17 protein-coding genes are annotated in these 19,815 nt (G+C 65.4%); 13 read left to right on the top strand and 4 right to left on the bottom strand.

Annotation, left to right across the window (positions count from 1 at the left end; all coding sequences use genetic code 11):
* The first annotated feature begins 14 nt into the window (after nt 1–14).
* From JK359_RS19965 to JK359_RS19925, 10 genes are all read left to right on the top strand, one after another.
* On the top strand, nt 15–1,265 hold the full coding sequence (locus JK359_RS19965) for a methionine adenosyltransferase (RefSeq protein ID WP_201837427.1): 1,251 nt from the start codon (nt 15–17) through the stop codon (nt 1,263–1,265).
* On the top strand, nt 1,265–2,188 hold the full coding sequence (locus tag JK359_RS19960) for an aminoglycoside phosphotransferase family protein (protein ID WP_201837425.1): 924 nt from the start codon (nt 1,265–1,267) through the stop codon (nt 2,186–2,188). Before JK359_RS19965 ends, JK359_RS19960 begins: the two co-directional genes overlap by 1 nt.
* Nucleotides 2,185–2,895, top strand: a complete 711-nt coding sequence (locus tag JK359_RS19955) for a histidine phosphatase family protein (protein ID WP_201837423.1) — start codon at nt 2,185–2,187, stop codon at nt 2,893–2,895. Before JK359_RS19960 ends, JK359_RS19955 begins: the two co-directional genes overlap by 4 nt.
* A complete protein-coding gene (gene serS / locus JK359_RS19950; RefSeq protein ID WP_201837421.1) occupies nt 2,888–4,180 on the top strand; it encodes a serine--tRNA ligase in 1,293 nt (430 codons plus the stop codon). The genes JK359_RS19955 and serS overlap by 8 nt, the downstream gene beginning before the upstream one ends.
* Entirely contained in the window at nt 4,180–5,196 is a 1,017-nt protein-coding gene (locus JK359_RS40185; protein WP_201837419.1) for a glycosyltransferase, read from the top strand. The genes serS and JK359_RS40185 overlap by 1 nt, the downstream gene beginning before the upstream one ends.
* Nucleotides 5,196–6,230, top strand: coding sequence for a hypothetical protein (locus JK359_RS19940; protein ID WP_201837417.1), 1,035 nt, complete (start codon nt 5,196–5,198; stop codon nt 6,228–6,230). Before JK359_RS40185 ends, JK359_RS19940 begins: the two co-directional genes overlap by 1 nt.
* Nucleotides 6,231–6,279: 49 nt before the next feature.
* Nucleotides 6,280–8,685 carry an EcoAI/FtnUII family type I restriction enzme subunit R gene (gene hsdR, locus JK359_RS19935; protein WP_201837415.1) on the top strand — a complete coding sequence of 802 codons (2,406 nt, stop codon included), beginning with the start codon at nt 6,280–6,282 and terminating at the stop codon, nt 8,683–8,685.
* 122 nt (nt 8,686–8,807) lie between these two features.
* A complete protein-coding gene (locus JK359_RS39220) occupies nt 8,808–9,299 on the top strand; it encodes a type I restriction-modification system subunit M N-terminal domain-containing protein (protein ID WP_307788187.1) in 492 nt (163 codons plus the stop codon).
* On the top strand, nt 9,283–10,308 hold the full coding sequence (locus JK359_RS19930; protein ID WP_236678136.1) for an HsdM family class I SAM-dependent methyltransferase: 1,026 nt from the start codon (nt 9,283–9,285) through the stop codon (nt 10,306–10,308). Before JK359_RS39220 ends, JK359_RS19930 begins: the two co-directional genes overlap by 17 nt.
* A complete protein-coding gene (locus JK359_RS19925; protein WP_201837413.1) occupies nt 10,305–11,441 on the top strand; it encodes a restriction endonuclease subunit S in 1,137 nt (378 codons plus the stop codon). Before JK359_RS19930 ends, JK359_RS19925 begins: the two co-directional genes overlap by 4 nt.
* 43 nt (nt 11,442–11,484) lie before the next feature.
* Here JK359_RS19925 and JK359_RS19920 read toward each other — a convergent pair whose 3' ends face one another.
* From JK359_RS19920 to JK359_RS40435, 3 genes are all read right to left on the bottom strand, one after another.
* Complete coding sequence (locus JK359_RS19920; protein WP_201837411.1) at nt 11,485–12,213, bottom strand: hypothetical protein; 729 nt, start codon at nt 12,211–12,213, stop codon at nt 11,485–11,487.
* Nucleotides 12,214–12,482: 269 nt separating this feature from the next.
* Nucleotides 12,483–12,941: a helix-turn-helix domain-containing protein gene (locus JK359_RS19915; protein ID WP_201837409.1), complete on the bottom strand. Its 459-nt coding sequence runs from the start codon at nt 12,939–12,941 to the stop codon at nt 12,483–12,485.
* Entirely contained in the window at nt 12,938–13,384 is a 447-nt protein-coding gene (locus JK359_RS40435) for a DUF6932 family protein (protein WP_372445437.1), read from the bottom strand. Before JK359_RS40435 ends, JK359_RS19915 begins: the two co-directional genes overlap by 4 nt.
* A gap of 479 nt (nt 13,385–13,863) precedes the next feature.
* Here JK359_RS40435 and JK359_RS19910 point away from each other — a divergent pair, with 479 nt between their 5' ends.
* From JK359_RS19910 to JK359_RS19900, 3 genes are all read left to right on the top strand, one after another.
* Complete coding sequence (locus tag JK359_RS19910; protein ID WP_201837407.1) at nt 13,864–15,162, top strand: ribonuclease D; 1,299 nt, start codon at nt 13,864–13,866, stop codon at nt 15,160–15,162.
* A 184-nt stretch (nt 15,163–15,346) separates the two neighbouring features.
* The gene (locus JK359_RS19905; RefSeq protein WP_201837405.1) at nt 15,347–16,564 is read left to right on the top strand and encodes a thiolase family protein; all 1,218 of its coding nucleotides are present in this window, start codon (nt 15,347–15,349) and stop codon (nt 16,562–16,564) included.
* The gene (locus JK359_RS19900) at nt 16,561–18,690 is read left to right on the top strand and encodes a 3-hydroxyacyl-CoA dehydrogenase NAD-binding domain-containing protein (RefSeq protein WP_201837403.1); all 2,130 of its coding nucleotides are present in this window, start codon (nt 16,561–16,563) and stop codon (nt 18,688–18,690) included. Before JK359_RS19905 ends, JK359_RS19900 begins: the two co-directional genes overlap by 4 nt.
* A 62-nt stretch (nt 18,691–18,752) precedes the next feature.
* Here JK359_RS19900 and JK359_RS19895 read toward each other — a convergent pair whose 3' ends face one another.
* The gene (locus tag JK359_RS19895) at nt 18,753–19,769 is read right to left on the bottom strand and encodes a PLL family lectin (protein ID WP_201837401.1); all 1,017 of its coding nucleotides are present in this window, start codon (nt 19,767–19,769) and stop codon (nt 18,753–18,755) included.
* Nucleotides 19,770–19,815 lie beyond the last annotated feature (46 nt).

The following is a 19,815-nucleotide window of genomic DNA, read 5'->3' as shown; positions in this document are numbered from 1 at the left end:
GACGGGAGTTCGCCATGCCCCGAACGAGCATGACCCTCGGCAAGAGCCGCCTGGCCATCGAGACCGGCGCTCATGAGCCCGGTGGCACAACCATCGTGGAGCGCAAAGGACTTGGTCACCCGGACACACTCGCCGACCACCTGGCCGAGCGGCTCTCCCGTGCGTACAGCCGCTACACCGTTCACCACTTCGGTGCCGTGCTGCACCACAACTTCGACAAGCTCGCCCTCCTGGGCGGAGCCAGCGAGGTGCGCTACGGCGGCGGCGAGATGACGGCTCCGATCCGGGTCCTGATCAACGGGCGAGCGGCGCCCGCCTGCGGCGGTGAGAGCATTCCCGTACTGGAGATCGTCGAGGCGGAGGTCCGGGACTTCTTCACCGAGCGCCTCCCGGAGGTGTCAGATCACCTCGACCTCTCGTTCAACATCACGAGTAATTCGAGTCCCGGCGCCGTGCTGACCGGGGACACGGTGCCCGACCGCACCCGTTGGTTCAATCCGCGATCCATCGACGACCTGCGGGAGCGCAGGGTCCGGCTCTCGAACGACACATCCCTCGGCACCGGCTGGGCACCAGAGAACCCCTTCGAGGCGTTCGTACGAGAGCTGGTGGACCACCTCTCCGGACAGAGCGACTTCAGGCGGGCACACGCCTGGTGCGGCTCCGACGTGAAGCTCATGGGCTACTGGGACGGCGAGTCCGCCGACATCGTGCTGTGCGTGCCGCAGAAGTCGCGGCATGTCGGTAGCCGGGTGGAGTACATCCGCAACGCGGAGACGGTCCTGGCCGAGTGCCACCGACTCGCCGGCATCCGGCTGCCCGGCGCCGAGGCCAGATTCCGTCTCAATGCCCGAGACATGCCTGAGAAGGACGAGCTCTACCTGACGTACACGGGAAGCTCGATCGAGTCCGGTGACGAGGGAGTCGTGGGGCGTGGCAACCGCGTCAACGGCTTGATCACGCCGTTGCGTCCGATGAACCTGGAGGGCGCCAACGGCAAGAACCCCGTCTATCACGTCGGCAAGCTCTACAACATCGCCGCGCAGCGCCTCGCGCAGCGTCTGCACGAGGCGACCGACGGACACGCCGAGGTTCACCTCGTGAGCACCACGGGGCAGCGGCTCGACGAGCCCTGGCGCATCCTCGTGCGCTTGTCCTCACCCGACGTCGAGATCGACAAGGTCCAGGCACTCGTCTCCGAGGCCCTCGACTGGTTCCCGGCCCTGACGGACGAGCTGGTCTCACACGGGATCGTTCTGAGCTGATGACGCTGCAAACGCTCGGAGAAGTGCCGCCGGGTTGTCGGCGGCGCCTTCTCGACCACTACGGCCCAGCGGCGGAAGCCTGGCTGCGAAATGCTCCGTTCCTTCTGGCCGAGGCAGCAGAGCGCTGGAAGCTCTCGCTTACGAGCTACCACGACGCAGGACACGCCTCTGCCGTCGCACTGGCCACCGCCATCGATGAGACGCCGTTGATTCTCAAGGCGTGGTACGAGCCTCTCCGCTACCGCCACGAGACGGCCGCACTGCGTACGTGGGCCGGCGGGCCTACCGCCAACTTGATCGAGTCCGCGGATGACCTCTCCGTGGCCGCCTTGGAACTGGTGGGCGGCCGGCCTGGGGGCGCAGCCTCCATCGGACGCGAGAGGCAAATGATCGCCGCTGCAATCCACGGGCTGCATGACTTCGGCCGGAGAAGGCCACGGCCGGATCTGCCGAGCTTGGCCTACTTCCATCGGGAGATCATGCTGCCCCGTATCCGTCAGCGAGCAGACAAACTCGATCTTGGTGCTGGACGGGCGTTGGTGGAGGAGGCGTGCGCGGGACTCCCCTTACTTCGAGACGATCCCGCACGAACAACCGTTCTGCACGCTGATCTGTACCGAGAGAACGTGATCTTCGACCGTGCTGGGCATCCCCGACTGATCGATCCGCACCCCCTGGTGGGAGATGCAGCGTTCGACTGGGCCTTCTGGACGGTGTACTACGACCTCGAACACGAGGTGACCGAGCGATTGGCGACTGCCGCGCGCATCTCACGTATCCCCGTCCCGGACATCACCCCCTGGTGTAGGGCACTCGCGGTCGACGGCTTTCTTTACTACATGGAGATCGACGACCCCGCGAAGCCGAAGATCGAGAAGGTTCTGTCCTCGTTCTTGGCCTCCGATCTGGAGGGCGATCGATGACGACGTACGTCCTCCGTCACGGCCAGACCGACTACAGCAAGCAGCACCTCGTCAACGGGGACCCGTCCCGCAACATCACGCTCAACGAAGAGGGCCTGACGTCGTGTCGGCGGCCGTGGTCTGAGCTCCCGCTCCATAGTGTGCGCACCTGGGTGGCGAGCGAGTTCCCGCGTGCCCAACAGACGGCCGCTCTGCTCACGGGCGTGCCAGCGCCAGACCTCGTCGTGGAAGCACGCCTCAACGAACTGGACTACGGAACGTTCGAAGGCGGCCCGTTCCTGGACTACGCCGCATGGCTCGACGCGCACGGCGGATCGCAACGCCCGCCAGGTGCCCGGGAGTCCCAGCGAGACGGCATCCGACGGATGCTCTCGGGGGTTCGTGCGGCGCTGGAGTACCCAGGCTCTCGCGTCCTGGTCTGTCACGGCCTTCTCGTGTCAGTCCTCCGCTGGCACCGCGACCGGACTCCGTCCGAGGCCATGCCGTTGTTCTTCCCGGAGGCCCCCTGCATCGAGCCCCTCTCGGTCCCCGACGACGTACTGCCCGACTGGATCGGAGCCCTTATGACCAATCTCGACGGGGAGGAACCACAGGATCCGGAGGCGCGCGGCAGCGCCGCGATATTGCGGCTCGGACAGGGTTCGGCAGTTGCTACCTTCGACGCAGTAGCCCACTCGCCGGAGAAAAAGGAACCTCCCCATGCATGATGCCCGCGCCCTTCTCGAAATGGGTGCCGAAGCGGTTCGTCGCCTCGCTCGCCGCGGATACTCGCTGGACCTGTCGTCGCTGGAGAGTCTCCAGTCTCGGCGCAACCAGAACATCCGCTCGGCTGACGAGCTCCGGGCAGAGTCCAAGCGGGTGGCAAGCGAGGTCCAGCAGACCGCGAAGCAGGGCGGGGACATCTCGAAGCTCAAGGACCGGGCTCGCGAGATCAAGGAGGAGATCCGCGAGATCGAGGCGGACCAGGAGCAGATCCAGGAAGAGCTCCGTTCGCTCCTCCTCACCATCCCGAACCTCCCTGACGACAGGGCCCCCGACGGCGACTCCGAGGAGTTCGCGGTCGAGGTCCGGCGGGTTGGAACTCCGCCGTCGTTCTCGTTCGCTCCGAAGGACCACGTCGACTTGGGCGAAGCCACCGGCATCCTCGACTTCGCCCGTGCCACGAAACTGTCGGGCCCTCGCTTCGCCGTCTCCCGCGGCGCAGGGGCGGCCCTGGAGCGAGCCCTCACCACGCTCTTCCTCGACATCCACACGCGTCGGCACGACTACGTCGAGCACTCGGTGCCTTTCCTGGTCACCCGGAAGACCATGACCGGGACCGGTCAGCTGCCGAAGTTCGAGGAAGACCTGTTCAAGACGGGCGTTGCGGATCGCGAGCTGTTCCTGATCCCGACGGCCGAAGTACCTCTGACCAATCTCTACGCCGACGAGATCATCCCGCCCGCCGAGCTCCCGGTCGCGATCACCGCGCAGACTCCGTGCTTCCGCTCGGAGGCCGGCTCGTACGGCCGCGACACCCGGGGCCTGATCCGCCAGCACCAGTTCACCAAGGTGGAAATGGTGCGGATCTGCGACCCCGAGGAGGCCGACGCCGAGCTCGAGAAGATGGTCGGCCACGCTGAGGCCTGTCTGAAGGAACTCGGTATGGCGTACCGCGTGGTCACCCTCGCCGCAGGCGACACCGGCTTCTCCGCCCAGCTCACCTACGACCTTGAGGTGTGGTTCCCCAGCCAGAACACCTACCGCGAGATCTCGTCGGTCTCGAATTTCGGCACTTTCCAGGCACGCCGCGCGAATATCCGCACTCGCGGTGCGGACGGAAAGCCCAAGCTGGTCGCCACGCTGAATGGCTCGGGCCTTCCGGTCGGCCGAACCATGGCTGCGCTGCTCGAACAGTGCCAGCAACAAGACGGCTCGATCGTCCTGCCTGAATCACTCGTCCCGTACCTCGGCTTCCGCCGTATCTCGGCGAACGGAACACCGGAGGCATAGTGCTCGTCGGCGTCTGCGACTTTCCAGGCAGCTACGCTTTCCCACCTGCCGGATATGGCGGGATCGAACGATGGCTATGGGCGGTCGCAGTAGGCGCCCGAGCCGCAGGCGCCGACGTACACCTCCTCGGTCCGGGATGGCTCCCGGAACTGGAGCCGGACTGGATCCGCAAGCCGGTCCGGCTCGAAGATGTCATCCCGGGCTCGCTGGCCGAGCGGGAACTCAAGGCCGCTGGCTATGACCTTTTAGTCGTCGGTCACGAGTATCCGTCGCTGCCTGCCTGGGTTCGAACCTGGAGTGAGTTGGGATGCGATGTAGCCACGTTCCAGCACTCTCCGGCCTTCCAACACACCGACACTGCGTTCGACGGTCAGCGGTCACGGCTCTACTGCTACTCGCCCGAGATGATCGAGCGGTATGCAACCCACCAGCCCATCGCGGAGCTGGCTGTCCACCTCGGACTCGACGAGGAAGAGCCCCCAGCCACGCGGGGACGAGATCTTGTGTGGTTGGGTCGTATCGACGAGGAGAAGGCTCCCCACCTTGCGGCCAGGGCAGCGCAGCTCCTCGGCCGCCGCATATTTATCGTCGGTCCGGTTTTCAGCAAGGATTACGTACGGAGCCACGAAAAGATCCTCACCGCCGACCATGTGGAATGGGTCGGCGAACTAGGCGGCCCAGCCAAGACGGCCGCCATCAGGAACGCGTCCGTGTTCGTCTACACCTACGCACGTCGCTACGTGGAGGCCGGCGCGGCCGTCTTCGGCGAATCCGTACGGGCCGGAACACCCATGGCAGCACTGACCTGGCGTGAGGGGACCTGCGCACAAGCCGCGCTCTGCGATCGTACGGGCGTGACGGTCGTCGTACCTCCCGAGGCGGACGATGAGACGGCATCACAGGCCCTCGCGGAAGCGATCCAGCGCGCTGCCCGTCTCGACCACGCCGAGGTACAAGAGATCGGCAGACGTCGTTTCGATCCCACACGGCACTTCGAAGCCCTGGCAGCCCGCTGATGTTGGCCGATCCGACCACGCTCGACGTAACTACCGCGCTGCGACAAGTCCTCGGCTCAAGCTGGGAATTCACGACCGACGGCACGCACCTGGAAATACGTCACCGCCACCGAGGCACGCCGTACGCTCCGCCGCGCCGGCCACCGTCCTGGGCCGAGCTCCTGGCGACCTTGGAGGACGCCTTCGCTGTCCGCGGCGTTCCTCGTGATGAGTGCATCCCACTGCGGTGGGGCCGCGAGACGGAACTGGCAATCTCCGCGGTCCAGGCCCTCGATCCTTTCCTCAAGGACGGCCGTTCCGTGACCTACCGCAGCGGGTTCCTCCCCCAACCAGTGGTCCGACTCACTGGTGAGAGAGATCGCAATGGGGACCTCCTTGACGGCTACCTGACCTCCTTCGTCAACGTTTCGCGCGTCCAGCCGATCCAGAGCATCAACGAGTACGCCGAGGCCCTGAACGACTGGCTGTACGTCCTCTCGCGTCTAGGCTTCCACGCCCGGCACGTCAGCCTCTACGGCCAGCTCAAGGTCTGGCACCGCCGACAGGTCGCCGGAGTGACTCTGATGTTCCGCCACCTCGATCTCGAGATCGGCGACCTCGTGCTGCTTTGGAACACGCAGAACCCTCAGCGGCTGGCTCTTGACCTAGGCACGGGTCTTGAGCGCTTAGCTTGGGCACGGACTCGTCGGCCGTGGGGGGAACTGATCTACCGCTCCCTTGCCGGAGCAGCGCCCGCGTCAACCCTGGACGCACTCCGCACGGCAACGCTGTTGCTGGGCCACGGCATCATGCCCGCGGCCCGGGGTGCTGGTGGGGTGGCCCGACGGGTCCTTGCCACGATCCCATGGGAGTCGATACGACTCGGCGTGAGCGCCGCCGTTCGATCGTCGCACGAGTACTGGACGACGATGGCAACGCTCCCTGTCCCGTGGCCGGCCATCGTCTCGTCCATCGAGCATGAGGTCGCGCGCCGCGAACCGCAAGCACTTCGGGTGGCGCAGGCATTTCAAGTCCCGCTGGTAGAAGGCCCGTAGAGAGGCAAAGAGGGACCGGATGTCAGTGCCTTGGCGTACCGTAATGACCATGGTTGACAAGGGGCGGGATGAAGCGACGACGTGCCGAGACTTTGTGCTTCCGCGTCTGAAGGACGAGTCCGGTTGGCTGTCGGGGCAGATCAAGGAACAGGTGCCGGTCACCGCAGGACGGATCGTACGAGCCGACCGGTCCCATCGTCGGCAGCGACCTCTACAGGCCGACTTCGTCCTGGAGATCTCAGATGGTGTCCCGGTAGCAGTCGTCGAGGCGAAGCGAGAGTTCGCCGACCCCCGAGACGGGCTCCAGCAGGCGAAGGTGTACGCCGAGCAACTCGACCTACCAGTGGCCATCTCGACGAACGGGCACGGCGTCGCGATGTTCAACTTCGTCTCAGGCGAGGAGACGACCCCCGAGTACTTCCCGCGTCCGGACGAACTGTGGGAGCTGTACCTGGCCCACCAGGGTGTCACCGACAACAAGATCGCTGACGTGCTCCGGGAGCCATTCAACCGAGTACTCAAGCATGCAGACGGCACTCCCAAGGAGCCGCGCTATTACCAACGCATTGCTATCCACCGGACCGTCGCAGCCTGCCTCAGCGGTCGACGCAACCGCTTGCTGTTGACGATGGCAACCGGAACGGGCAAGACATTCACGGCGATGCAGATCGTGTGGAAGCTGATGCGGTACTGGGAGCAGACCGGTCAAGCTGGCTTGAAGAGAGTGCTGTATCTGACAGACCGCGACAGCCTGATCGAACAGCCGATGCGGAACGACTTCACACCAGTCTTTGGAGAAGCCGTGCACCGCATCCGCGGCGAGAAGGACACAGCGCGGAGCATCTACTTTGCCACCTACCAGGCCTTGACCAACGTCGCACGATCAGACCTGTTCAGGAAATACCCCGCCGACTTCTTTGACTTGGTCATTGTCGATGAATGTCATCGTGGCAGCGCCAGCGAGCAGTCGAGCTGGAGAGAAATCTTGAAGCATTTCAGCCCGGCCATTCAGCTCGGGCTGACTGCTACTCCCAAGCGGGGCGCGAACGTCGACACGTACAAGTACTTCGACGAACCCCTCTACACCTACTCGCTCAAGCAGGGCATCGCGGACGGATACCTGGCTCCTTACCGGGTCCGTCGAGTGGTATTGAGCCCAGACGCCGAAGGAGTGCGGATAAGCGCCGGCGAGCTTGACAAGTATCAGCGCGAGATCCCGGAGGGCTTGTACGAGACGAAGGACTTCGAGCGCATCATCTCGCTACTTAAGCGAACCGATGCCGCCGCGCAGTACCTCACGGACTACCTCCAGGACACTGACCGCATGGGGAAAATGGTGGTCTTCTGTGTCGACTCGGAGCACGCTCTCGACATGCGCCAGGCCATGACCAATGCGAACCAGGACATGGCTCGGATCCACAAGGATTATGCGGCGCGCATGGTGAGCAAGGAGGGCGACTGGGGCAAGCAAATGCTTGAGCAGTTCCAAGACCCGGAGACCCCAGCGCCTGTCGTGGCGACCACCTCACGGATGCTCTCTACCGGAGTAGACATCCCAACCCTTCGCACTGTGGTGTTGTTCCGCCCCATTGGCTCCGTGCACGAATTCAAACAAATCATCGGCCGTGGTACTCGGTTGGCCGAGGACTACGACAAGTTGTCGTTCGAGATCATCGACTTCGTCGGTGCGACCGTTCTTTTCGAGGACCCTGAATTCGACGGTCCGGCCGAGTACGAGATCGAAGAAACGATCGATGATGATGGCCAGGTCGTGTGTCATCCATCAGCTGAGGAACCCCAGCCCTCCGCAGCAGATGCAGCCCCGGAACTGTTGCCGCTGGGGGCCGAAGAGGATGCCTCCGCTACTCCGATTCCGCCCAGCACCCGCAAGTTCGTAGTCGAAGACATTGAGGTGCAGATCACGGCTGAAGGCGTTTGGATGACCGAGCCTGGCAGCGACCGGCTTCGGCTCGTTGAGTACCGTGACTACGCCCAAGGAGTGGTCCGGAAGCTCTTTGCCGGGCCGGACAAACTGCGGGCTCGATGGCGGACCGCACCCTCTCGCGGTGAGATCGCTGATGCCCTGGCAGCGCGAGCTATCGCCTTGGACGAGCTGTGCAAGAGGACTGGACTCACCGACGCGGACCCGCTCGACGTTCTGGTGCACGTCGCTTGGAACGAGCCGGCCATCAGCCGCCACGAACGCGTATACCGAGCCAAGCGGGCCAAGGCCGACTTCTTTCAGCGGTTGCCTGAGGAAGCTCGGGCCGTCATAGAGGAGTTGCTGGAGCGATACGCGGTGCACGGTGCGGGGGAGCTGGACAAGCTGGAAGTCCTGAAGCTAGATCCTATGCGTCAGCATGGGTCGATGCGCGAGATCGCGAGCCTCTTCGGTGGGCCCGAACGGCTGCGGCAGACCTGGGATGAGCTTCAGAACGTACTCTACGCGGCCTGAAACCGACTACCCTCCCGGGAGGCGGGGCAGCCCTGGACCACCTCCTGCCGCCCCGCCCGTCCCCCGAGGGCTCGCGTCCCCTACCGTCGTGAGCCTTGCCGTCCGCTCCGGAAAGAACCCGCGTGAGTACTCTGTTCAATCTGCCTGATGAGACCCCTGCACCGCCCGCGGGTGATCGCCGTAGCAGCGTGGCTGACCTCAATGCGATCATCAAGCGGGCCCGCGACATCATGCGGAAGGACTCGGGGCTCAACGGGGATATCGAACGCATCCCACAGTTCTCCTGGTTGCTGTTCCTCAAGGCACTGGATGCGCAAGAGGAAGACCGTGAGGACTTTGGCACTGGACCGTTCCGCCCCTTGATCGAAGCCCCGTACCGCTGGCGCGATTGGGCGGCGTGCCAGGAGAAACAGCGCCGAACGGGTGACAGCCTCACTCAGTTCGTGAACACCGAGCTGTTGCCATATCTGGCGCGCAGGTCGGGATCGCCAGAACTAGATGTAATCGGCACCATCTTCAAGGAAGTGCAGAACCGGATGCGTTCCGGCTACCTGCTGCGTTCAGTTCGACTTCCACGCTCAAGACGAGGTCTACACCATGGCCCACGTCTATGAGTCCATGCTCCAGGAGCTCCGCGATGCTGCTGGCGACTCCGGCGAGTTCTACACGCCGCGTCCTGTAGTCCGCTTCATGGTACGCATGACCGCCCCGAAGCCTAATGAAACGGTTCTCGACCCCGCTTGCGGGACAGGCGGGTTCTTGGTCGAAACCTTCGAATATCTCCGCAAGCAGTACGGCAAAGAGTTGAGCGCCGACGCGGCGGCTGAAATCGACGCCAACCTGCGCGGCGTCGAAAAGAAGTCGCTGCCATATTTGCTAGCGACCATGAACCTACTGCTGCATGGAATCAGCCGACCGAACCTGACGCTCGATAACACACTTCGCCACCCCATTGCCTCACATCGCCACCAGCGTGTTGACGTCGTGCTCACCAATCCTCCGTTTGGCGGCGAGGAGGAATCCAGTGTCCCCAAGAACTTTCCTACCGACAAGCGAACTACGGACACCGCCTGGCTCTTCTTGCAGGTAATTATGGAGCGTCTCACCGAGGGTGGCCGTTGTGCGGTCGTCGTACCCAATAACATCCTCTTCGAGGGTGGCGTAGGCACCAAGGTGCGTAAGGCCATCTTGGACAATTTCAATCTGCACACCATTGTTCGGCTACCCAACGGCGTATTCGCTCCCTATACGCTCATCCCTTCCAACATTCTCTTTTTCGACCGCACAGGACCAACCAAGGCGGTTTGGTTCTATGAAGTTCCGCTACCCGACAAGCGACGGAACTTCACCAAGACTAAGCCGATGAATGACGTCCACCTTGCGGACCTCGAAGCTTGGTGGGGTGGCGCGGAGCGAAACGGCCGAGTGGGAAATCGACACGCCTGGCGAGTAGCCCGCAAAGATCTTGACGAACAGCTTGACCTGGACCTCCGCAATCCACATCAAGAGGAATCGCAGGCACATCGGAGCCCAGCAGAGATTATCGAGGGCCTCATTAATGCAGAGGAAGAAATTCTCTCTTTGCTCAAGCGGATGCAGAGTGAGATTGGAAAGAACGCATGATGAGGACACTCGGCGAAGCACTCCGGCCCTCAATTGACGCCGTCTCGGTTTCGCCAGATGAAAAGTACGACATTGCAGGTGTCTACGGATTTGGCCGCGGATTGTTCACTCGCGAACCCATTAAAGGGAGCGATACAAGCTATCCTAAACTTCACCGATTGCACTCTGGGAACGTCGTACTGAGCCGTCTCAAGGCGTTTGAAGGTGCGATCGGGCTCGTTCCACCCAGCCTCGATGGATGGTTCCTTTCCCCAGAATTCCCAACCTTTTCGATTGATTACGACGTCGCCCATCCTGGCTACCTTCAACATCTCTTTCGCTGGCCGGCGTTTTGGGAATTGCTGCGAGGTAAGTCTCGGGGTGTGGGTGCACGACGCGAACGAGTCGGCGCCCAGCATATGCTCTCACTAAAGGTGCCTCTCCCTGATGTGTCCCTGCAACAGGAGATCTGCGCCCGATTGGATCGGCTGCATGAGGCGCGCGGTTACAGCGTCGACCGCACAGAACAGGCTAAATCTTCGGTTGAGGGGTTGCATGATGCGCTCTGCCGGGTCGAAGCTACGCCTGTCCGCGTCGGCTCAGTCATCGAACTAGCACGCACTCCTGTTTCGATTGAACCAAATCAGACATACTCCCAGATCGGCGTCTATTCCTTCGGGAAGGGGCTGATTCGCCGTGAACCCCAACTCGGGGCTACGCTGAGCAAACTCAAGTACTACCAGATTCCAGCTAATGCATTGGTGCTCAGCAATATTCAGGCATGGGAGAAAGCCATTGCTCTTTCCGATGACTCCGATACCGCACGCATCGCCTCTCAGCGATTTCTGCCGTATCTTCCAGTAGATCCTCAGGAAGTCGACACCAACTATCTGCGGTACTACTTCCTCAGCGAGGCCGGTCATCCGCTGATTCTTAAAAGCTCACCCGGAACGACAGCGCGTAACCGTACCCTGGGCCGCAAGGCATTCGAGAACCTCGTGATCCCGTTGCCTGACATAGACAGACAGCGCCATATCGCTTCTCTCCTCGACTGTGGCTACGAGGCCCTCCGTCGGATGGAACGGCGAACCGAGCAGTTCGATGCGTTGTACCAGGCAGCACTTGCCGAGGTGTTCGACTCGGCAAGTGAGTGACAGGTCAGATCGTCGGTCCCGTGCTGCACGACTCAACCGATGTTCATACCGCTCCGGCCAGACCAGCGGCGTTCCCAATGACTTTCAGGTCATTCGTCCATGGAGAGCCGACCATCAGTTCGTTGAACGCGATCATGCCAAAAAAGAGGAAGAAAAAGGCAACGTAGGGCGATGCGTCCGTGGGGTCACTGTCGAGGCGGTATGTGGGAGCGTTCAACAGCTCTAGGACATCGTCCGACTCCCGGTAAAAGCATTGCGCTGCTGGAAGTGAGGCATGCGACAGCTGCGTCTCGGCGAGCCAGGACTGGAGCAGTCCGCCGCCAAGCCGGCTCAGGAGCTTGCTCATGATGTTGAACTCATCGGATGGGCTGCTCGGGACGACCGCATCCCGGACGGCATCGGCTGCCTTAGCGTCGTACTGATATCCACCCGCGTCCGCCGCCCTACGGAGGCCGGTGTGCTTGTGCTGGAACGCCTTGTTCATTGAATCCACGGCAGCGTCACCGTCGCGGACGAGCCACTGTAGATGGGCGACGTACTCGATCATCAGCCGCCGGTTAGGGGCAGCCTCGTGGCCGAGACCTGCGTCATGCAGGTGAACCACAGCGCAGGCCTGCCGGTGCAGGGCGGCCACTTGACCCCAGCCAACGAGGAAGGCACGCCGGTCATCAGGAGCCGGCGCGTAGTCAGCAGCCCCGCGGGACAGCAACTCGGTCAAAGCGGCCAATCCGGGGCCAGCCTTCTCGTTGAACTCGGCGATACTGATCGTCACTCGCAAATTATCCTGCGCAAGGCACCCCGGCTGCACGGGGTTTTGGGGACGGGGCGGCCGGGCCAGGGTATCTCTGGCTGCGCTCGGCATGCGGAGAGCAAACGAGGCGCCTCCGACGGCAAAGGCGCCAAGTGAGTAGCCGCTGAGTAGCCCGCTGCCTCCACCGGTGCGACGGCGGAGATGGTCGACGGTCCGGTCGGGCAACTCGTGCACTGGGCGCACAACCGGTGCGGGTTCGTCATGTGGAGTTGACCGACCAGCGACGACCCCTATTTCTCTCCGGGACCGGAAGGGGCATTGGGAAGGCCCAGGTCGCTGATGTCGAGAGGTTCTCGTGGCTGCGCCGGCTCCAGTACACCCCTGAGGCGGTAACCCAGCGCATCCGCGACATCTGCAAGCCGGGTCAATGTGGCCCGCTCATACCCCCCAGCCTCGTCTCGTTGAACTGCCTGCTCCTGCTTGTCCAATTGCCGAGCAAGCTCAGCCTGGGTCCAGCCCTTCGCGATTCGCGCCTTAATGAGCGCGATGGCGAGGTCTGGAACACCGGAGACGGTGAAGATAGTTTCTTCGCCCTTCTGAATTTTCCTGTACTCGGCGATCTCCAGTTCCATCTCCTCGACGAGGTCATGGAGTACTTCCCTCTCGATGCCCGTAGTGTCCTTGACGGACTTCTGGGCATGGCGGAGCTTTTCCTCCATCACCTTCAGCTGGCGATCGGTGCTGATCAAGGTAGGTCTCCTGGTGCTAGTAGGAGCATGCCTTTGGGGACATTGTCCCTATCGGTGCTCATGAAGTCTTTGATGCTTTGATGGCGACCGGTCGGACCATGGTCGGCGTAGGACGGAAACGCCCAGAGGTCAATTCCGCTGCGCTGCTTCAAGTGCCCTCGCTCACGGGGGCTGAGTAGTCCCCACTGCGTGATATCGGCGCCCGCAGGCGGAACGTAGATCACATCGATATCAGAGGGGCGATGCTTGCTTGTGGCAAACGACCCGTTTAGCCAGATGGTCTCAACCTTGAGACTGTCCAACCCGTCCCGCACCACTTTGAAGTTAGCGAGCAGGTCCCGGCGCGTGTCGTTCCAGCCGAACCTTTCACACAGTTCCGGCCAAGTGACATCGTGGTCACCCGCAGGAAGGTATCCGTGTTCCGTGAAATCCGGTACAACCATCAGAGTACCCCAACATATATGTTGTGTCGAGCACCGTCGGCTTGACGTCTACTCCTGATCACCTCGAACAGAACGTACGACAAGGTCACTAATGGGGCATTTTGGGCGCATCCGTCTTGGATGCACTTGATCGGGAAGACGAAGGGGCGTCCGGCGCCGGACGACGAGCGATGCTCTGAACTGGCCGTTAGCTGGCATGGCGCACCCGTCCAAGCCGTGGCACGTTGCCGACCATCGCCGCTCGCCGACATATCCCCTCCGATGAGACCGGCCGCGCTACCGCCCAAGCACTACAGCACTCCACCCATCAGTGATTCAGCCCGCCAGCCACTGCTGGACCGAGGGCACGCCGAGGGCACACGGCGGCAGGAAACACCCAGAAAGCATGACAAGCGTTGAGAAGTCGTTTCTGCAGGTCAGCCGAACTTTCGACCGAAACCGCAGGTCAGCAGACCGCCCAGTACGGATACCCTTGACAGGTGACCGACGCCCAAGACACCGCAGCAGACAGCTCCCTGCGCATCACCGGAGGCACCCCTCCGGACGATGCCGGATCTTCTGTGACGGGGGCACCGGTCCCGCTGCTCGCACCCCGCGACGGCGTTCCGCCGGTGATCACCGACGAAACCGCCCTCGCCCGGGTGACCGCCGCCTTCGCCGCCGGTACCGGCCCGGTCGCCGTGGACGCCGAGCGCGCCTCCGGCTACCGCTACGGCCAGCGCGCCTACCTGGTACAGCTGCGCCGCGAGGGCGCCGGCACCGCGCTGATCGACCCCGTCGCCTGCCCCGACCTGTCCGGTCTCGGCGAGGCCCTGTCCGGCGTCGAGTGGGTGCTGCACGCGGCCACCCAGGACCTGCCCTGCCTGCGTGAGATAGGCATGGTCCCGAGCCGCCTCTTCGACACCGAGCTGGCCGGCCGGCTCGCCGGATTCCCGCGCGTCGGCCTCGGCGCCATGGTGGAGGGCGTCCTCGGCTACGTCCTGGAGAAGGGCCACTCCGCGGTCGACTGGTCGACCCGGCCGCTGCCCGAGCCGTGGCTGCGCTACGCCGCGCTCGACGTCGAGCTGCTCGTCGACCTGCGGGACGCCCTGGAGAAGGAGCTGGACCGGCAGGGCAAGCTCGAGTGGGCGCTGCAGGAGTTCGACGCGATCGCGGCCGCGCCGCCGGCCGAGCCGAGGAAGGACCCCTGGCGGCGCACCTCCGGGATGCACAAGGTGCGGCGGCGCCGGCAGCTCGGCGTCGTACGGGAGCTGTGGCAGACGCGCGACCGGATCGCGCAGCGCCGGGACGTGTCGCCGGGCAAGGTGCTCAGCGACGCCGCCATCGTGGAGGCCGCGCTGGCCCTGCCGGGCAATGTGCACGCCCTCGCCGCGCTGAACGGGTTCGGGCACCGGATGGGGCGGCGGCAGCTGGAACAGTGGCAGGCCGCGGTGGACCGGGCCAAGACGCTGCCGGACACCGCACTGCCGCAGCCGGGTCAGCCGGTCACCGGACCGCCGCCGCCGCGGGCGTGGGCCGACAAGGACCCCGCCGCCGCGGCCAGGCTGTCCGCCGCCCGGGCGGGCGTGTCCGCGCTGGCCGAGCAGCTCACCATGCCCCAGGAGAACCTGATCTCCCCGGACACGGTGCGGCGGATCTGCTGGGAGCCCCCGAAGCCGGTGGACACCGGGTCCGTGGAGAGCGCGCTGGCCGGGTTCGGCGCGCGTGCGTGGCAGGTCGAGCTGGTCACGCCGGTGCTGGTGAACGCGCTGTCGGCCAAGGGTGCGCCGTCGCCGTGACGCCCGGCCGGGGACGCGGGGGACGTCGAGATCACGCCAAGATCCTGGGGCCGGCACCGTCCGGCCCCGGCTCGTCGGTGTGACCTTCACCGCTCTGGCCGAGGGGGCTGGGCAGCTACGTTACTCATAAGTAGCATGGGCATGAGCAAGCGCTCAGCGTCCCGCACCCTGGAGGAGAGCCATCGTGCCTCGTACCGTCAGGGACGTCGTCTTCGTCGACGGCGTCCGCACCCCGTTCGGCAAGGCGGGCCCGAAGGGCATCTACCACGAGACCCGCGCCGACGACCTCGTCGTGAAGGCGATCCGGGAGCTGCTGCGCCGCAACCCGGGTCTCGACCCCAAGAAGATCGACGAGGTCGCCATCGCCGCGACCACGCAGATCGGTGACCAGGGCCTCACCCTCGGCCGCACGGCCGGCATCCTCGCGGGCCTGCCGCAGTCCGTCCCGGGCTACTCGATCGACCGCATGTGCGCCGGCGCCCTGACCGCCGTCACCTCGGTCGCGGGTTCCGTCGCCTTCGGCGCGTACGACGTCGCCCTCGCCGGCGGTGTCGAGCACATGGGCCGCCACCCCATGGGTGAGGGCGTCGACCCCAACCCGCGCTTCGTGTCGGAGAAGCTCGTCGACGAGTCCGCCCTGTTCATGGGCATGACCGCCGAGAACCTGCACGACCGCTACCCCACCATCACCAAGCAGCGCGCCGACGAGTACGCCGTGCGCTCGCAGGAGAAGGCCGCCAAGGCGTACGCCGACGGCAAGATCCAGCAGGACCTGGTGCCGATCTCGGTGCGCCGCACCAACCCCGAGGCCGGCGAGACCGGCTGGGGCCTGGTCACCGCCGACGAGCCGATGCGCCCGGGCACCACGCTGGAGAACCTGTCCGGCCTGAAGACCCCGTTCCGCGTCCACGGCCGGGTCACCGCCGGCAACGCGGCCGGCCTGAACGACGGCGCCACCGCCTCGATCATCGCGAGCGAGGACTTCGCCCGCGAGAACAACCTGCCGGTCAAGATGCGCCTCGTCTCCTACGCCTTCGCGGGCGTGGAGCCCGAGGTCATGGGCTACGGCCCGATCCCGGCCACGGAGAAGGCTCTCGCGCAGGCGGGTCTGTCCATCTCCGACATCGGTCTGTTCGAGATCAACGAGGCCTTCGCCGTCCAGGTGCTGGCCTTCCTGGAGCACTACGGCATCGCCGACGACGACGCGCGCGTCAACCAGTACGGCGGCGCCATCGCCTTCGGTCACCCGCTGGCCTCCTCCGGCGTCCGTCTGATGACGCAGCTGGCCCGCCAGTTCGAGGAGCAGCCGCAGGTCCGCTACGGCCTGACCACCATGTGCGTCGGCTTCGGCATGGGCGCGACGGTCATCTGGGAGAACCCGCACTTCGAGGGGGACAAGTGAGCACCACCGCTGAGCTTCTGAAGGGTGCGGCCGAGCTGTTCCCGGACGAGGTCGTGACGTCCGCGCACGTACGCCACCTCGACCTGCCGTTCGGTGCGGGGCGCTTCGCGCTCATCACCCTCGACAACGGCTTCGACCACACCAAGCCGACCACCTTCGGTCCGGCCTCGCTGGCGAACCTCAACACCGCCATCGACCAGGTCGAGAAGGAGGCGGCCGACGGCGAGATCGTCGGTGCCGGCATCACCGGCAAGCCCTTCATCTTCGCCGTCGGCGCCGACCTCAAGGGCGTCGAGCTGCTGAAGAAGCACGAGGACGCGCTGGCCATCGGCAAGGGCGGCCACGAGGTCTTCAAGCGCCTCGCGGCCCTCGCGGTCCCGACCTTCGCCTACTACAACGGTGCGGCGATGGGCGGCGGCGTCGAGGTCGGTCTGCACTGCTCCTACCGGACCGTCTCCAAGGCGATCCCGGCGTTCTCCCTGCCCGAGGTCTTCCTCGGCCTGGTCCCGGGCTGGGGCGGCTGCACGCTGCTGCCGAACCTGATCGGCGCCGACAAGGCCGTCTCGGTCATCATCGAGAACAGCCTGAACCAGAACAAGCAGCTCAAGGGCCAGCAGGTCTTCGACCTGGGCATCGCCGACGCCATCTTCGAGGGCGCCGACTTCCTGGAGCAGTCGCTGATCTGGACCGCCCAGGTGCTCAAGGGCGACATCGCCGTCGAGCGTCCGGCGATCGACCGCGGTGAGGGCTGGGACCAGGCCGTCGCCAAGGGCCGCTTCATCGCGGACGGCAAGGTGCACGGGGCCGCTCCGGCCGCCTACCGCGCCCTCGACATCATCGCCGACGCCAAGAACGGCGACCTGCAGCAGGGTTACGACGCCGAGGACCAGGCCCTCGCCGACCTGATCATGGGTGGCGAACTGCGCTCCGGCATCTACGCGTTCAACCTCGTCCAGAAGCGCGGCAAGCGTCCCGCCGGCGCCCCGGACAAGAACCTGGCCCGCCCGGTCACCAAGGTCGGCGTCGTCGGCGCCGGTCTGATGGCCTCCCAGCTCGCGCTGCTGTTCCTGCGCCGCCTGGAGGTGCCGGTCGTGCTGACCGACATCGACCAGGAGCGCGTCGACAAGGGTGTGGGCTACGTCCACGCCGAGATCGACAAGCTGCTCGGCAAGGGCCGCATCAACCAGGACAAGGCCAACCGCCTCAAGGCGCTGGTGACCGGTGTCCTGGACAAGGCCGAGGGCTTCGCGGACGCCGACTTCGTCATCGAGGCGGTCTTCGAGGAGATCGGCGTCAAGCAGCAGGTGTTCGCGGAGGTCGAGGCGGTCGCCCCGGCGCACGCGATCCTCGCCACCAACACCTCCTCGCTGTCGGTGACGGAGATGGCGTCGAAGCTGAAGCACCCCGAGCGGGTCGTCGGCTTCCACTTCTTCAACCCGGTCGCGATCCTGCCGCTGCTGGAGATCGTCCGCGGCGAGAAGACCGACGACGCGTCCCTGGCGACCGCGTTCGCCGTCGCCAAGAAGCTGAAGAAGACCGCGGTCCTCACCAAGGACGCCCCGGCGTTCGTCGTGAACCGCATCCTCACCCGCTTCATGGGCGAGATCCAGAACGTCATCGACGAGGGCACCCCGGTCGAGGTCGCCGAGAAGGCGATCGAGCCGCTCGGTCTGCCGATGTCCCCGCTGGTCCTGCTGGAGCTGGTGGGCCCGGCGATCGGCCTGCACGTCTCGGAGACCCTCAACCGGGCCTTCCCGGACCGCTTCACGGTCTCCCCGAACCTCGCGGCCGTCGTCAAGGCGGGCAAGCGCGGCTTCTACGTCTACGACAGCGGCAAGCCGGAGCTGGACCCGGAGGTCGCCGCGCTGCTGAAGCAGGGCGACTCCGTGCTCACCGAGGAGCAGGTGCGCGACCGCGTGCTCGACGCGGTGGCGCAGGAGATCGGGCTCATGCTCGAGGAGGGTGTCGTCGCCGAGGCGCAGGACATCGACCTGTGCCTGATCACCGGCGCCGGCTGGCCCTTCCACCTGGGCGGCATCACGCCGTACCTGGACCGCGAGGGCGTCTCGGAGCGCGTGAACGGCAAGAAGTTCCTGGCCCCGGGTGTGGCCAGCGTCCCCGCGTGACACCGGTGACATAGGGAAGGGCCCCCGCTGCGGCGGGGGCCCTTTCGCATGGTCCGGCGCGCTCAGACCTGTTGCCACGCCTCCAGGGCCAGCCCCGGCTCGTCCTTCCGCCGGGTCAGCAGCAACTGTCCGGTCGACGGCGACAACGTTGCCGCCACCACCCGCTCGTCCTCGTCCGTCGCCAGTGACACCCGGGCGTCGACCGGGAGTTGCGGACCCGACTCGGACCACCACGCTCCCGCCGACTCCGACTCGGTGGGGTACGCGGCGAAGGCGACCCGGCCGCTCGCCGCACGCTGGGCCAGCAGGGTGCAGTCGTGACCGTCCAGGTCGCAGCGGACCGCCGCCACCGGGCCCGACCCGGCCGCCGGCAGGAGGGTGGCCGGCGCGCCGCCCGGGCGCCAGGCGCACAGGTCGCCCGAGGTGTCGGTGTAGAAGACGGTCGTGCTCTCGGGCGAGGTGGCGAGGGCGCGCAGGGTGCCCGGGCGGACCGGGGCCTGCAAGGCCTCCTGCAGCACGGGCTGGGCGCCCGGCTCCTCCTGACGCCAGTACAGCAGGCCCTGCGGGACCGCCGCGTACAGTTCGACCCTGCCCGACTCCCCCGTGACCGCGGCCAGTCCGTCCCGCACCTCACGGCCCTTCAGGTCCCGCCAGGGGCCCCAGCCGCCCTTCTCCTTCTGCCCGAGCATGCTCACCCCGCCGCCCTTGTTCGGGACGAAGACGTGGGCACGGCCCTGCGCGTCCACCGCCACCGCCGGGGTGCCGGTCCGCTGCCCCGTCCGGTCGGGGTGGCCGACCGGGTTCCAGTCCAGGGCCGCCAGGTGCGGGCGGAAGTGCGTGGAGTGCACCAGCCCGGACTCGCCCTTGTGCGTGGGCCGCCAGGACACGAGGTGGGCGTACCCGTCGGTGCCCTGGCCGACCGCCAGGACGGGGTGCAGTTCCTGCTCGCCGCCCACCGTGCGCGGGGCGGACCAGGGGCCGCGGGGGCCGCGCTCCGCCCTGCACAGGACGGCGTCGCCCGACAGCTGGTAGACACTGAGCCGGCCGTCTCGGCCGCGGAGGAGCCAGTCGCCGTTCACCGGTTCACTTTAAGCCGGTCCGCACCGGCGCCGGGGCCCGGCCCCC

Source organism: Streptomyces actinomycinicus, from assembly GCF_016741775.1.
GTDB classification, from domain to species: Bacteria; Actinomycetota; Actinomycetes; order Streptomycetales; family Streptomycetaceae; genus Streptomyces; species Streptomyces actinomycinicus.
This window is presented reverse-complemented; position numbering and strand designations above follow the sequence as displayed.

Coding starts and splice junctions, on each gene's coding strand:
- JK359_RS19960 (WP_201837425.1), top strand. CDS start 1,265: ATGACGCTGCAAACGCTCGGAGAAGTGCCGCCGGGTTGTCGGCGGCGC.
- hsdR (WP_201837415.1), top strand. CDS start 6,280: ATGGTTGACAAGGGGCGGGATGAAGCGACGACGTGCCGAGACTTTGTG.
- JK359_RS19925 (WP_201837413.1), top strand. CDS start 10,305: ATGATGAGGACACTCGGCGAAGCACTCCGGCCCTCAATTGACGCCGTC.
- JK359_RS19930 (WP_236678136.1), top strand. CDS start 9,283: ATGGCCCACGTCTATGAGTCCATGCTCCAGGAGCTCCGCGATGCTGCT.
- JK359_RS19955 (WP_201837423.1), top strand. CDS start 2,185: ATGACGACGTACGTCCTCCGTCACGGCCAGACCGACTACAGCAAGCAG.
- serS (WP_201837421.1), top strand. CDS start 2,888: ATGCATGATGCCCGCGCCCTTCTCGAAATGGGTGCCGAAGCGGTTCGT.
- JK359_RS19940 (WP_201837417.1), top strand. CDS start 5,196: ATGTTGGCCGATCCGACCACGCTCGACGTAACTACCGCGCTGCGACAA.
- JK359_RS40435 (WP_372445437.1), bottom strand. CDS start 13,384: ATGGTTGTACCGGATTTCACGGAACACGGATACCTTCCTGCGGGTGAC.
- JK359_RS19965 (WP_201837427.1), top strand. CDS start 15: ATGCCCCGAACGAGCATGACCCTCGGCAAGAGCCGCCTGGCCATCGAG.